A 15,094-nucleotide genomic window follows, 5' to 3' on the forward strand; every position below is an offset into this window, starting at 1 on the left:
TTATTATTCGCAAAGCTTGGAAAATGCATCCGCTACGAACTGAACCTTAGGTCCGATGATTACCTGAACGGAGGTCTTACCGGGTTTCATGACACCGGCTACGCCTGCAGATTTGATCACCTTATCATTCACTGCGGTAATGTCTTTTACTTCCAGTCTCAGTCTTGTGATGCAGTTGTCAATGCTTGCAATGTTGTCCTTGCCGCCGCAGCCTTCCAGAATGGTTGCTGCGATTGCTGCGAAATCATCATTTGCCAGCTCGATCTTCTTCTCTGCTTCTACATCATCATCTTCTCTACCGGGGGTCTTCAGATCCCATTTCTTGATAGCGAAGAGGAATACGAAGTAGAATACAACAAATGCTGCGATACCCAGAGGGATGATCAGCCAGATTCTAGCCGCTGCAGGCAGGCGGGATGAGAACAGCAGATCCATCGCACCTGCGGAGAAGCTGAAGCCTGCACGGAAGCCAAGAGCAACAGTGATCATGGTGAAGATGCCGTACAGTGCTGCGTAGATCACATACAGTCCGGGAGCTAAGAACATGAATGCAAACTCAAAGGGCTCGGTAACGCCGCAGATGAAGGAACAGATTGCTGCGGAAGCTACCAGACCGATCGCTGCCTTTTTCTTGGCGGGCTTTGCACATTTTACCATTGCCAGAGCCGCACCGGGGACACCGAACATCATACAAGGGAAGAAGCCGGACATATACATTCCAAGGCTCCAGGATACATCAGCGCTTGTCTCACCTTTCCAGAAGTGCTGCAGATCTCCCAGTCCGATGGTATCGAACCAGAATACGTTGTTCAGTGCGTGATGTAATCCGGTAGGGATCAGCAGACGGTTCAGGAAAGCATAAATGCCGGCACCGACTACATCCAGACTTACGATAGCTTCACCGAGAGCTACCAGACCGCCGAACAGTAAAGGCCATACGAACAGCAGTACAACAGATGCCAGAATAGATACCACACCTGCTACGATAGCTACGCAGCGCTTACCACTGAAGAAGGACAGCCAGTCGGGAAGCTTGGTATCCTTGAACTTGTTGTAGCACATGGAACCGATGATACCGGCAATAATACCGATAAAGGGATTCGCAATCTTATCGAATGCCAGTGTCTTGGTAGCATCCTCAGCGATAGAGGGCATAATGGTCGTAACAAATCCGGTAGACAGAAGTGTTGTGAGCATCAGCCAGGAAGCCAGAGCTGCAATGGCTCCGGTACCGTCATTTTTCTCTGACATACCGACACCTACACCGATTGCAAACAGGATCGCCATGTTGTCGATCAGAGCACCACCAGCTTTTACGAGGAACAGACCGATCAGATTTCTTACACCCTCGATCGCACCACCCTGCATTGTTGCCGGGCACAACCAGTAACCAATACCCATGAGGATACCGCAGATCGGCAGAACCGCTACGGGAAGCATTAACGCTTTACCCAGTTTTTGAAGAAACTTCATACATTTCTCCTCCTTTACATTATACTAAACCGGAACAGTTCCGGTCAGTTTCATTAGTTGATACGGACGTACCGCTCTTAAGAGATCTGGAGCACGTCCTCGCCGGGAGATACCTCTCCCTCTTTCAGAATACTGATCTTGTTATATTCATCAGTATTGCAGACCAGTACCGGAGTGATGATATGCAGTCCGGCTTCCTGAATCTTCTCCAGATCCGCATCCAGCAGAAGATCGCCCTTTTTGACATGGTCTCCGGCAGCAACATGTGCCGTGAAGGGGGCTCCCTTGAGTGTCACGGTGTCCAGTCCGATGTGGATCAGAAGCTCCGCTCCCTGATCCGTTGTCATGGTGATCGCATGGAGCGTATCAAATACCACGGTCACCTCTCCGTCTGCGGGAGCATATATTTTCCCCTCAGAGGGGATCACTGCAAATCCGTCTCCAAGTATCTTCTCGGAAAATGTAGGATCCGGCACCTCCGTAAGAGCAACTGCCTTCCCCTTACAGGGAGATCCGATACAATTTCCTTTTCGCTTACCTTTCAAAAAATCTAACATGTGAACTCCTTTCCGTCGATATATACCGCTGCAATGTTCAGTTCCTGATCCAGGAGTACGAAATCTGCCCTCTTACCAACGGATATACTGCCCACTTCATTGAAAATGCCGATCTCCTTTGCCGGATTCTCCGTGGCACACATCACTGCCGTCTCTAACGGCAGACCGACTGTTTTTACTACAAACCGCATACAATCCATCAGATTCGTCGCAGATCCAGCGATCGTGCCGTCATGCAGGGTAGCCAGATTGCCTCTGACAGTAACCGGCTGTCCTCCCAGCGTATATTCACCATCCTCCAGTCCCGTTGCACGCATACTGTCACTGATCAGGATCATGCGGTCAGCGCCAAACATCGCAAACGTTGCACGGATCACTGACGGATGAATGTGTACACCATCACAGATCAGCTCCGGATGACATTTCTCTGAATCTCTCACTGCTCCGATCACGCCGGGCTCCCTGTGGTTCAGCGGCGGCATTGCATTATACAAATGTGTCGCATGAGATGCTCCACGTTCAATGGCTTCCCTTGCTGTATCATAACCGGAAGCTGTATGCGCCAGTGAAATGACCACTTCTCCTTTGGCTCTGTCGATAAATTCCATCGCTCCCGGCTCCTCCGGTGCGATATCTACCAGCTTGATCAGCCCGTTCGCCGCTTTCTGCAGCTGACTGAAATATTCATAATCGCAGTGCATGATATTTTCCGCCGCCTGAGCACCCTTTTTCGCCGGACTGATAAAGGGTCCTTCCATATTGATGCCCACCAGGTGGGATCCACCGGAATACTCATAGCTGCCGGCATTTTTCATGACCTCCAGCAGTTCATCCTTAGGGATCGTCATGGTAGCCGGGCAGACACTTGTCACACCGACAGATGCTTCATATGATGTGATGACATCCAGTGCTTCCTTCGTACCGTCACACATATCTGCGCCCTTACAACCATGGAAATGAATATCCACCAGTCCCGGTATCAGATACATGCCTTTGGCATCCACAACAGCTTCCTCACCTGCCGGATCCCCGGTGCAGCTTACGAACCTGCCGTTCTCCACGGCTGCATCCCCTCTGACAAACCGATGCTCTTCTGTATATATATTTGCATTTCTGATTCTCATGACCTATCAGCTTCCCCTTTCTTATTCAGAAAGCTTACTAAGCGCTGCTTCGTCTGCCACCAGTGTCACATCATTATGAAGCTGTAATACCGATGCCGGCACCTGCGGTGTAATGGGGCCGAAGAAAGCTTTCTGTACGATCTCCGCCTTGTCTTCGCCGCTGGCTACGATCAATATTTTCTTCGCCTGCATAATGGTCTTGATCCCCATGGTGTATGCCTGCTTCGGGACATCCTCCGCCGATGCGAAGAATCTCTTGTTGGCTTCGATCGTAGACTCTGTCAGGTTCACACAATGTACCTGCTTGTCAAAACTCTCTCCCGGTTCGTTGAAGCCGATGTGCCCGTTATGTCCAATTCCCAAAAGCTGCAGGTCCACGCCGCCCAGTGACTGGATCAGTTCCGTATATCTACGGCATTCTTTCTCCGAATCCGGTTCCATTCCGTTTGGCAGATGTGTATTTTCCACCGGGATATTCACATGGTCAAACAGATTCTGGTGCATAAAATAGTAATAACTCTGATCGTTTTCCCGGCTCAGGCCTTTATATTCATCCAGGTTCACCGTCATAACCTCAGAAAAGTCCAGATCTCCCTTGCGGAACCATTCCACCAGCTGTTTATACAGGCCGATGGGAGTGGATCCCGTAGCCAGTCCGAGAACACAGTTTGGTTTCATAATAACCTGTGCCGATACGATATTTGCAGCCTTTCTGCTCATATCTGCATAATCTTTCGCTTTGTATATTCTCATGAATCTCTCACTCCATTTCGCATATTTTACTACGGACATTCAGTACCATGGACGGTGCCACACTGAGTTCATCAATTCCCATCTGTACAAATCGTGTGGTCAGTGTCGTATCCGCTCCCAGCTCTCCGCAGATGCCGACCCATTTTCCATGCTTATGTGCCCCATCAACAGTCATCTGTATCATACGCAGGACTGCCTCATGATGTGGATTATAGAATCTGTCCAATCTGTTGTTCTGCCTGTCGATAGCCAACGTATACTGTGTCAGATCATTCGTGCCGATACTGAAGAAATCAACATGCTCCGCCAGCTCCTCACTCATCATGACAGCCGCAGGAGTCTCGATCATAATTCCCTGTTCCGGAATTACATAAGGAAGCTTTTCTTCCTCCAGCTCCTTAGCCACCTCAGCCACGATTTTCTGAATATCCAGCACTTCCTCCACGGAAATGATCATCGGATACATAATAGCCAATGTTCCGTATTTTGCCGCCCTGAGAAGTGCTCTCAGCTGTGTCTTGAAGATCTCCGGCTGCTCCAGACAGATCCGGATCGCACGGTATCCCATGGCAGGATTATCTTCCTTGCCCAGTCCGAGGTAATCTACATTTTTGTCCGCACCGATATCAAGGGTACGGATGATGACCTTTTTCCCTGCCATCATCTGCAGCACCTGACGGTAAGCATTGAACTGTTCTGTCTCATCCGGAAGCGAGTCCCTTCCGAGATATAAGAATTCACTGCGGAACAGGCCGATACCCTCCGCATCATTCTCCAGTACATATGCCACATCCGATACGCTGCCGATATTTGCATATACATTGACCTTGCGTCCGCTCTTTGTCACGGATTCACGTCCCTTGTATTCTGCCAGCAGGCTTCTTAGTCTCTGTTCCGTCTGCTGTGCCGCTTCTGCCTGCCGGATCTGCTCTTCCTCCGGATCCAGGTAAAATACTGCTTCCCTGCCGTCCACAATAGCGCGGGTTCCGTTATGGATTTTCTCCAGTTCCAATGGTACCCCTATCAGTGCCGGAATATTCATCATACGTGCCAGGATCGCAGTATGGGAATTCGTCGAACCATGTACTGTGACAAAGGCCAGGATCTTACTCTTATCCATCTGTACCGTCTCACTGGGAGTCAGATCATCTGCCACAATGATCGACGGCTCCATGGTACTCCAGTCAATCTGCTCCTCCCCGGACAGATTGCGGACGAGCCGGTTGGAGATATCCCTGACATCCGCAGAGCGGGCCTGCATATATTCATCATCCATGTTGGCGAACATCTCTGCAAAATTATCACCGGTCACTGCCACCGCATACTCTGCATTCACTTCTTCGTTCTGAATCATACTGTGAATGGCATCCTGATAATCGTCATCCTCGAGCATCATCTGATGCACCTCGAAAATGGCTGCATTGACTTCTCCGACCTCCTGCAAAGCCTTCTCGTATAACTGCCCCAGCTGCGTCATCGTACGTTCCTTAGCCGCATCCAGCCGTTTCAGTTCTTCCGCTGTGTTGTCGATATGGATCCTCTTAACGAGACTGTCCTTTTTCTTCAAAACACTGACAGGTCCGATCGCTGTTCCCTTATATACGGATTTTCCAATATATTTTTCCATTTTCTACCTTCCAAACTCTGTCGTGCAGGTCTTCTCCTAGAGGTTCTCACGGAAAAACTTCTGAAGCTCTGCTGCGGCGGTATCTTCATCCGCTCCTTCTATCGTGACTTCCACGTTGTCTCCATGCTTCACGCCCATTCCCATGATCGCCATCAGCTTGCTTGCTGTAGCTGATTTCCCCTTACAGGAAAGTGTCACTGTACTCTGATACTTTTTCGCTTCCTTGGCGAGCAGTCCCGCAGGACGTGCATGCAGACCGATCTCATCCTTAATGATATAGCTGAACTGTTTCATCGGCAACATTCCTCCTTATTTTATATTTCTTGCTTTAAATATGTAGCATATTGTACATACTTTTCGTTCATATGACTGATTACATATACATATTACCCATCTTTTTATTGTTTGTCTATATCACTTTTGATATATTGTATATTTTTGAACATTATCGTAAAATTTTGTAAACTTTTTATAAAAAACTTTATATAAAAAGGCACATCAGCCAAGCTGATGTGCCTCAGACTGTAGACAAAGCTCCTTCCTGTGAGGGAGCTTTTCTTGTGTCATGACTGCAAAAATTATGTACTTACAAGCATATAAGAAGTAGTGAAAATGCCGTATTTACGGGACTTTTCACTACTTTTTTGGTATAATGAAAGTATCAAAATAAAGGCGGTGTTTCCTATGATGACACAGAATGCAGATAAGAAAAGAGAACAGATTCAGATGTTCTGCATGGATGACCTTGTTCCGCAGGATCATCTGCTGCGCCTGATTGACCAGGCAATCGACTGGAGTTTTATCTATGATCTTGTGATCGATAAATACAGTGCAGACAATGGCCGCCCCAGCATGGATCCGGTCATGCTCATTAAAATTCCATTCATCCAGTATCTGTACGGCATCCGAAGTATGCGCCAGACAGTAAAAGAAATCGAAGTCAATGTCGCATACCGATGGTTCCTCGGTCTGGAAATGATGGACAAGGTTCCCCATTTCTCTACGTTTGGAAAGAATTATACCAGACGCTTTAAGGATACTGATCTTTTTGAACAGATCTTTTCCCGTATCCTGCAGGAATGCTATAAATACAGACTGATCGATCCTTCCGAGGTCTTCGTGGATGCCACCCATGTAAAAGCACGGGCAAACAGCAAAAAGATGCGGAAACGGATTGCAGATGAGGAAGCACTGTTCTTCGAAGAGCAGTTAAAGAAGGAAATCAATGAAGACAGGGAAGCGCATGGGAAAAAGCCTCTGAAAGAAAAGAAGGAAGATCCCAAAGATCCCCCCTCCTGTGGTGGCAGCTCTGATGGAAAAGAAGAAAAAACGGTCAAGGAAAGTACAACGGATCCGGAAAGCGGATGGTTCCGAAAGGGTGAACATAAAAATGTTTTTGCGTATTCCGTGCAGACAGCCTGTGACAAAAACGGATGGATTCTGGGTTATAGTGTAAATCCCGGCAACCAGCATGACAGCCGGACATTTAAATCCCTGTATGATAAGATAAAAGACATTGGCATTCAGACACTGGTAGCCGATGCAGGATACAAAACACCAGCGATAGCAAAGTTACTTCTGGATGATGGTATCACACCGCTTCTACCGTATAAACGCCCCATGACCCAAGATGGTTTTTTCAAAAAAGCCGAGTATGTGTATGATGAATATTTTGACTGCTATGTATGCCCGAATGATCAGGTGCTGGCTTATCATACGACGAACCGTTCCGGATACCGGGAATACAAGAGCTGCGGAATGATCTGTGAAGGATGTCCATATCTGAAGCAGTGCACAGAAAGCAGGGATCATGTGAAGGTAGTGACCCGGCATATCTGGGAGCCGTACATGGAAAAGTGTGAGGATATCCGGCATACGATTGGGATGAAGGAAATGTATGCGCAACGGAAAGAGACCATAGAGCGCCTCTTCGGAACAGCAAAAGAAAACCACGGATTCCGCTATACACAGATGATAGGAAAAGCCCGGATGGAAATGAAAGTCGGGCTTACGTTTGCCTGCATGAATCTGAAAAAACTGGCAAAGATGATAGCCAGGAAGGGAAAAAGGGGAGCCCAAAAGTGTTTATTATTGATCAAGTACACACTTTTTGAACCGAAAACAAGAAAAACGCTTCTGGAGTGCTGACCAAAAGCGTTTTGTCTACAGTCTGAGGCACATCAGCCAAGCTGATGTGCCTTCTCATATTGATATGCCATATTAGATCCGTTTCCTATTCAACCGCTACTTCCACGTTTTTCCCACTGAAGGCGACTCCATACTTATAGATTGTCTGAATCCCGGCATTCTTCATCTCTGTGTCATATTTTTTATCCGTAATCTGCTTCAATGCGGCCTCAGACATATTTTTCAATTCTTCATCACTGCAGTTTTTCCCGGCTTTCAGTTCAATCAATATACCCGGCAACCCCTTGCGGATAGGTTTTAACTGAATATCATACCGGTCATCACCGGATTCCCTGTTAGAAGTCACAAAAGTTCCACTCATCAATGCGCACAGTCCAAGCATAAACCCATGATAAAAATTCTCTCCGACAGTATCGAAAAAACTCACTGACTGCGTCAGCATCATTTGAAGCTGCGATTTCAGTCGTTTATGATCACCTGAAAAAGCGGCCTCCTGAATCGAAATAGCTGTGGCCTGTGGAATCATATTTTCCATACGTTGTAGAATTTCTTTGTTATATACCAGAGAAATCTCACGGTTTGGCAATGCAACCTCACATAGAAAATCCCCATTGAAAGAAAGGGATGTATTCAACACTTTTAAATATCCTGTCATAAGCAGAAAGCTATAAATAGTCGAAGGATTGCTTTTGATCTGTGGATAGATCACATCCGTGTCAATAAATGTGGTAAACGTTTCACCATTGACCAGAGAAGTAAGTCGGTCATATATCTCATTATCTGCAACTGCAAGTACTTCACCAATGACATCGTTACTTCCCGTAGATACCCAGAAGGGTCTCGGTTCACATTTGTTGCTGAAATAACTGACCACCGACCAGGGATTGAAAATTTCTGTCTTTCCGAAGAGATAGCCATCATACCACTGACATATTTCGTCGTATTTATCAGCCGCACCGTAATATGCTGCCATCTCCCGGACCTCGTCTGCCGTAAACCCGAAGTAAGCGCTGTATTTGTTGTCCAGCACAGAATTAATAGACAGGTTGTTCATTCCACTAAAAATACTCTCTTTGGCTACCCGCAAAATGCCGGTGAGGAACCCAAATGACAGATGACTGTTGTCCTTAAAACCTCCGGAAAAAAGATTCCGCATAAACCGGATAATCTTATCGTAATAGTCCTCACTGTGCCCTTGTTGAATGGGAGTATCATACTCATCAATGATGATAACCGGCGCAACATCATAATGGCTGTGAAGCATTGCAGACAGATCAAGGAGTGCCGAAGATAATTCCACTTCTGTTGCGCTGCCGTTGACCAGCCTTTCATAGACTTTTCTGCTGTATCCGTCACATTTTTCACTGCTCTGTAACTCTTTGTGCCGCTGTGCCTCTTTTGCAAAAATGTCACGAAGTGCCGCAAATGTCTCTTCCCATGTGTCAAACTTCACATCCTTGAAAGTCAGAAAGATCACCGGATATCTGCCCTGGTAATCTCTATACTTTTGTCCGCAGGACCATATTTTTTTATCCCGGAAATACACAGAAGTATCTTTATCACTTCTTTCAAAATAAGTGCGCAGCATATCCATATTGAGTGTCTTGCCAAAACGCCGGGGACGGGTGAATAGTGTTACCATGGGGCGTTCATCAATAAAGTCTTTTATCATCATCGTCTTGTCGATGTAATAGTACTCTGAAGCTGCAAGACTATAATTAGACACACCGATAGGCAGCGGAAGCTTCTGTTCACACTCCTGTATTTGTCCTGGATTCATTTCAGCCATAATGCGATACCTCCACGTATCATTTTACAAATATAGCTTACCTATTTTACAGGACTTTGTCAATTAAGGAAGTAGCAGCCCGGATCTCCTCCAACTCCGGCATAGAACATAACGCACCTTTTCTGGTAACAACGATAGACGCGGCAGCATTTGCAAATAAAAGCATCTCACGGATATCCTTCTCTGTCAGGGCATCTGTCCCTAATTCCAGAATCCGGCTTAAGACTGCCCCACAGAAGGTATCTCCGGCTCCCGTCGTATCAACGACATGCTCCTGATGGATCCCCCCGCAATATATTTTCTCATCCTTATAATATGCTATACTGCCTTTATTCCCCAATGTAACAAACAGTATTTTTATGTCAGAGTTGTCCCGGATAAAGGAAACACCTTTCTCCAGGCTTTCCTGTTCCGATACAAAGGCAACTTCCTCTTCCGATATCTTCATGATATCACATTGCTTCATCCCATACAGGATTCTTTTTCTGGCTTCTTCCGGTGTCTTCCACAAGGAAAGCCGCAGATTGGGATCAAAGGAGATCAGGCAGCCATTGTCTTTTGCCACCTGAATGGCATACTGTGTTGCTTCATAATTTTTATCATGAGTCATGGACAAGGAACCATAATGGAAAATTCTGGACCTTTTTATCAGTTCTCCGTCCACTTCTTCTTTTCCAAGCATCATGTCAGCACCGGGATTACGATAAAAGGAGAATTCCCTCTCTCCATCTGCTGCTGTATGTACAAAGGCAAGCGTTGTAGGGATACAGTTATCCTTCACCAATCCGTCAGTTAATATTCCTTTGCTCCGGATCGTATTTTCCAGGAAATCCCCAAACATATCTTTCCCGACTTTGCCGATAAATGCAACGTGTTTATCCAGTTTTCTTAACATAGCCAGCACATTGCAGGGTGCCCCTCCCGGATTGGCTTCGAACAGCATATGATTCTGTCCGGAAGTCCCTGCCGTAGTAAAATCAATTAATACTTCTCCAAGTGCTGCTACATCCAGATCTTTCTTCATAACTATGGTCTCCTCTTAATTAAGCATCAAGAAGTGTCTGAAATTTAAGCTTAAATTTCAGACACTTCATATTGTCAGGCTTCTGTTTCAGGGAACAAATCCGGTCTTAAATGTGTCATATCGGTAGGATTCTTCTCTATGCGTTCAATAGGATTCGGGCAATAAACATTATATGTTTCCCTTGAGTTCATTTTAATAAACGTTCCGGGATCATTCAATGCTTCTTCCTCTTCCTTTGTAGGTCTGTGCGGTCTCGTATATACATACGCAATGTGGGGATACAGACTGTCTCCCGGGGTCTTTCCGAAGACACTCTGTTTTGCATGGAAATACAAAGCCGAATAACCACCTGCATCAACATGTGCAAGTCCTCTCGGCAGAATAACCAGATCCCCTGCCTTAAATTCATAGTATTCTTCCTCACAGGTTTCATCACCTACACCAATAGTAACACTGCCCGACCCGGATAAGATGAATTTATACTCTTCTATATCCGGATGTGAATGAGAATCGAACGGTCTCTCTTCATCTGAGGATGCTAATTTTTCTGCCAGATTACAGATAGCAATATCGTCTGTCCATGTCAATGGATAACTGGATTGCCTAAGTCCTGCATTTGCATTATAAACAGGTGGTGCATCTTTACGTTTCAGCACTCTTGCTCCCAATACTGTGGCATTCTTTTTTGCCTCTTTTATATTGCTGATGATATGTGTCTGCTCATCTATAGGTGTTACTTCAGCATACAGATCATTAATATCATAAGTTCCGCTTTTCTCTGTATAATCGCTCCTGACATTCTCAAGGTTAATGTATTCTGATCTTTTGCCCGACACATTTCCAAAATCCAGTTGCCGCGTCATTGTCTGATCATAACAGGTATAATTTCCCGGTTCTTTCTGATTATTACTTTCAGCTTCCGTTGGTCTGGAAGGTTTATTTACAGTAACCACCGGATGAGGGTAACGATTCGTTCCGGCTACCGTTCCAAACACTCCCGTCCTGGCATGGAAACAGATTGCTTTCCATTCTCCCTCCATATAGTAAGGCACTTCTCTGGGAATGATTACCACTTCCTGCTCGGTGAAATCATATACTTCAGTTTCAAAGCTTTTATTATCATCTCCAAAGATTACTTTTCCACTTCCCTCCAGAATGTAATAATATAAATTTACATCCGGATGATATTGGATTGTCCATGCTCTGTCATTATCTGTCTTTGCTTCTTTTTCAATATAAGTGAACATTCCCAGGTCATTGACCTCAGATAATGGATAAAACCACTGTCTGCATGCTGATTCATTGACATATACCGATACCGCATCTGCACCACGAATAATTCTGGCTCCGGGAACAAGCGGATTTTTTGCTGCCTCTTTCATATCCTTAGCACATTGTAAAATATCTTTTTCTTCTCTGATTTTTTTCATATCTATTTTGTACATATCTTATTTCCTCCATGATAATAGATTTACGGCATTTCAATTTCATAATACCCATAACTTATGATTTGACTCCTCCTGCCATAATTCCATCCATGATTTTTTCTTCAAAAATCATGACAAATACTATAATAGGCAATAAAATAACACAACCCATTGCGCTTAACAAATCCCATGGTACATCATATGCATTTGCTCTTGGCAATGTTGAAATGCCCACTGTTAAAACACTGATCTTCTGCGAAAAGAAGAGCGGAATGAAAAATTCATTTAAACAATTTATAAAATTGATGATGCATATCGTAGCAATTGCCGGTTTCAACAAGGGAATAATAACATAAAATATTTTCTGTCCGAGATCTGCTCCATCTATTTCTGCTGCCTCCTCTATATCAACCGGTATTCCGCTCAAATAATTTCTCAATATGAGAATGGAAAACGGAATCAAAGCGCTGGTATATAGAATGATCAGTCCAGGATAAGTATCCACTAGCTTTAATTTCTTGAAGAAATCATATAACGGTCTCGCTGTAACTATTGCAGGGATCAATGCCGAAAATACAATCATTCCATATGCCAGAGATAGCTTTGGTGTAGAAAATCTTTCAAACGCAAATGCTGCTAATACACATATTATTGTTGATACAATCAATGTCGGTATAGTTATCAGCATTGTACAACCAATCTGTTGAATGATTCCTACCTGATCAATAAGTGTTTTATAGCTCTTCAAGGTAAAATGTTTAGGAATCCATTCAATAGGGATTGTAAATAAATCCTCATTGGGTTTAATTGAGGATATAAATATCCAATATATAGGAATAAGTATAATCAACGCCACCATAGCTGTTATCAGCCATTGAAATATCTTAAATGCAATCTTTTTTCTAGTTTTCATACTGTTCACCTACTTCAGATATTTTTTTGAAACGGCTACATTGAGACCACTCAATATTAACATGATGACAAACAATACAACCGCAATTGCCGATGCATAACCGAGATTCAAATTATTAAATGCCTCTATTAAAATCTTATATGCTAAAACTGCCGTTCCATCATGTGGACCTCCTGATGTCATTGCATATACAAGTTCAAAATTTGTCACTCTCCACATTGTGAAAAAAATTGAAATTGATAAAACCGTTTTTGCAATATTAGGCAATGTAATACTGAAAAAAGCCCGGACGGCATTAGCTCCATCAATCTTGGCCGCTTCATAGATATCCCCCGAAATGTATTGTAGTGCTGCCAGAACTAAGATTGCAAAATATGGGATATCTTTCCATAGATCAACGATGATAACAGCTATTCTGGCAGAATCCACATCTATCAGCCAGTCATAATGGAAATTTTCCACAAATCTTCCAATCAGATCATTCACAAACCCATACTGTCCATTAAATCCCCAGCGGGCAGCTCTTCCGGCAACAATCATTGGCATTGCCCATGGAATCAGCACAATTGTACGAAGAAATTTTTTACCTTTAAATTTCATATTCAGGATTAAAGCCAATACAATTCCCAAAATAATATGAAAAATCATTGATACCATTGTGAAGATTAAAGTGAAGCCTAATGAAGTGGCAATTTTTTCATCCGAGAGCATTCTCGCATAATTTTGCAAACCAATGAATTCACCTTTTCCACCTTGGATCACATTTAAATTTCTAAAACTGTTAATAAAGGTCATAAACACCGGATAAACTGTTGTTATGCCTCTTATCAGTATTACCGGTAAAATCATAATCCATGGAAGCCATCTTTTCTTACTGACTTTAGCCACTTGCATTACCTCACTTTGCTATGAATATGTGGAAGCTGTAAAATCAAAACTGCAGTCTTACAGCTTCCTTCCAGATTTTTCTACTTCACTTCATCAGGGAAATAAGTCTTCATGCATTCCTGCATCTTTGAAATATAATCATCAAAGCTGATCTCATCGCTGACATATTTTTGAAATTCCGCACCCATCTCGTTAATATACTCAGATGAATTTGCAGGTAACGGACGTACTACCAGTGTAGTATTTTCCAGATACGGCTTTAGCTCTTCAATACCGGGCACAGAGAACTCCGGATCTTCCACGACATCCGTTCTTGCCGGGATTCTGGAAAATGTTTCAGCATATACTTTCTGTCCTTCCAGACTAGCGGCCCATTTCAAGAAGATTTTTGCATTTTCCTTACGTGTTGATGCAGCATTTAAAACGTACTGCCATCCATTTGCATAAGTCTTCTCCTCTCCAAGATTTAACATTGGTGCAATATAAATATCATCTTTTCCATATCTTCCCGCCTTATCATAAGTAGGCATAAAGCTGGAATAATTCAACATGGATGCAACGCTACCATCCATAATTCTCTGGTTTAATTCCGTATACTGATCTGCAATCTGTGACTTGGCGGTCCAGCCGTTATTTACCATTTCTTTTAAAAACTTCACTGCCTCCTGAGTCTGTGGATTAGACCAGTCATATAAATCACCACCAAATAAATTAATAAATTCACCGATATCATTCCAGACATATGTCTGTTCCCATCCTCCGCCATATCCATACACATTGTCCTTGGATACTTTTTCAAGAAATTCCACAAACTCGTCCTTGGTCTGAATGGAATCCATGCCTGCTTCTTTTACATATTTGCTGTTGAGCCAGAAACAAAAGATTTCCATAAACATAGGAACACCTTTTCCGTCACTCATTTGGATAAAGGATTCCGGATATGCCGCTTTAACTTCATCAGTGAGCACATCATCCAAAGGCTCCAGATATCCTGCGTTAACAACCGGAAGCAGCATTTCCTGATCAGCCGAAATTACATCGATCGTATCATCTCCCGATGATAAAATTGTCATGAATTTAGCTGTTCTATCTGCGGTATTTGTAGGCATGGCAATAACTTCAATATCAAGTCCGGTTGCTTTTTCTGCCGCATCCAGATAATCCTGGAAATTGCTTTGCGTCGCAGCATCATCTAAAAACATGGTCAACTTATTATCTCCGGTTGTCTCACTACTGCTGGTTGTCACTGATCCGACTGTTGCTGATCCAGCTGTGCTTTCAGCAGGCTCAGAAGCATTTCCGCACCCGCTCAGCACTCCAACAGTCATAGCAAGGCACATTAACATACTTACAATTTTTTTCTTCATTTTC

General features: G+C 44.0%; 13 protein-coding genes. 1 reads left to right on the forward strand and 12 read right to left on the reverse strand.

Annotated features, from left to right (window positions below):
• Window positions 1–3 precede the first annotated feature (3 nt).
• From H9Q77_RS14500 to H9Q77_RS14525, 6 genes are all read right to left on the reverse strand, one after another.
• A complete protein-coding gene (locus tag H9Q77_RS14500; RefSeq protein WP_022154622.1) occupies window positions 4–1,473 on the reverse strand; it encodes a PTS transporter subunit EIIC in 1,470 nt (489 codons plus the stop codon).
• A gap of 77 nt (window positions 1,474–1,550) precedes the next feature.
• The gene (locus H9Q77_RS14505) at window positions 1,551–2,030 is read right to left on the reverse strand and encodes a PTS sugar transporter subunit IIA (protein ID WP_022154621.1); all 480 of its coding nucleotides are present in this window, start codon (window positions 2,028–2,030) and stop codon (window positions 1,551–1,553) included.
• The gene (gene nagA / locus H9Q77_RS14510) at window positions 2,024–3,154 is read right to left on the reverse strand and encodes an N-acetylglucosamine-6-phosphate deacetylase (protein ID WP_118547544.1); all 1,131 of its coding nucleotides are present in this window, start codon (window positions 3,152–3,154) and stop codon (window positions 2,024–2,026) included. The genes H9Q77_RS14505 and nagA overlap by 7 nt, the downstream gene beginning before the upstream one ends.
• Before the next feature lie 21 nt (window positions 3,155–3,175).
• The gene (gene nagB / locus H9Q77_RS14515; protein ID WP_117466638.1) at window positions 3,176–3,907 is read right to left on the reverse strand and encodes a glucosamine-6-phosphate deaminase; all 732 of its coding nucleotides are present in this window, start codon (window positions 3,905–3,907) and stop codon (window positions 3,176–3,178) included.
• Between the two features lie 7 nt (window positions 3,908–3,914).
• Window positions 3,915–5,534 (reverse strand): phosphoenolpyruvate--protein phosphotransferase, encoded by a 1,620-nt coding sequence (gene ptsP / locus H9Q77_RS14520; RefSeq protein ID WP_249325998.1) that lies wholly within the window; start codon window positions 5,532–5,534, stop codon window positions 3,915–3,917.
• Between the two features lie 36 nt (window positions 5,535–5,570).
• A complete protein-coding gene (locus tag H9Q77_RS14525; RefSeq protein WP_118547543.1) occupies window positions 5,571–5,828 on the reverse strand; it encodes an HPr family phosphocarrier protein in 258 nt (85 codons plus the stop codon).
• A gap of 390 nt (window positions 5,829–6,218) precedes the next feature.
• Between H9Q77_RS14525 and H9Q77_RS14530 the strand changes: the two genes are divergently transcribed.
• The gene (locus H9Q77_RS14530; protein WP_249325999.1) at window positions 6,219–7,682 is read left to right on the forward strand and encodes an IS1182 family transposase; all 1,464 of its coding nucleotides are present in this window, start codon (window positions 6,219–6,221) and stop codon (window positions 7,680–7,682) included.
• Window positions 7,683–7,767: 85 nt separating this feature from the next.
• Here H9Q77_RS14530 and H9Q77_RS14535 read toward each other — a convergent pair whose 3' ends face one another.
• The 6 genes from H9Q77_RS14535 to H9Q77_RS14560 all read right to left on the reverse strand — a co-directional run bounded on the left by H9Q77_RS14535 (window position 7,768) and on the right by H9Q77_RS14560 (window position 15,090).
• Window positions 7,768–9,471 carry an AAA family ATPase gene (locus H9Q77_RS14535; RefSeq protein WP_249326001.1) on the reverse strand — a complete coding sequence of 568 codons (1,704 nt, stop codon included), beginning with the start codon at window positions 9,469–9,471 and terminating at the stop codon, window positions 7,768–7,770.
• Between the two features lie 46 nt (window positions 9,472–9,517).
• Complete coding sequence (locus H9Q77_RS14540; RefSeq protein ID WP_249326003.1) at window positions 9,518–10,495, reverse strand: carbohydrate kinase family protein; 978 nt, start codon at window positions 10,493–10,495, stop codon at window positions 9,518–9,520.
• Window positions 10,496–10,569: 74 nt separating this feature from the next.
• On the reverse strand, window positions 10,570–11,940 hold the full coding sequence (locus H9Q77_RS14545) for a hypothetical protein (RefSeq protein ID WP_249326004.1): 1,371 nt from the start codon (window positions 11,938–11,940) through the stop codon (window positions 10,570–10,572).
• A gap of 58 nt (window positions 11,941–11,998) precedes the next feature.
• Entirely contained in the window at window positions 11,999–12,835 is an 837-nt protein-coding gene (locus tag H9Q77_RS14550; RefSeq protein WP_249326005.1) for a carbohydrate ABC transporter permease, read from the reverse strand.
• Window positions 12,836–12,844: 9 nt separating this feature from the next.
• Complete coding sequence (locus tag H9Q77_RS14555) at window positions 12,845–13,729, reverse strand: carbohydrate ABC transporter permease (protein ID WP_249326007.1); 885 nt, start codon at window positions 13,727–13,729, stop codon at window positions 12,845–12,847.
• Window positions 13,730–13,803: 74 nt separating this feature from the next.
• Window positions 13,804–15,090, reverse strand: a complete 1,287-nt coding sequence (locus H9Q77_RS14560; protein WP_249326009.1) for an ABC transporter substrate-binding protein — start codon at window positions 15,088–15,090, stop codon at window positions 13,804–13,806.
• Window positions 15,091–15,094: the final 4 nt, after the last annotated feature.

The organism is Simiaoa sunii (assembly GCF_014337175.1).
Lineage (GTDB): Bacteria > Bacillota > Clostridia > Lachnospirales > Lachnospiraceae > Acetatifactor > Acetatifactor intestinalis.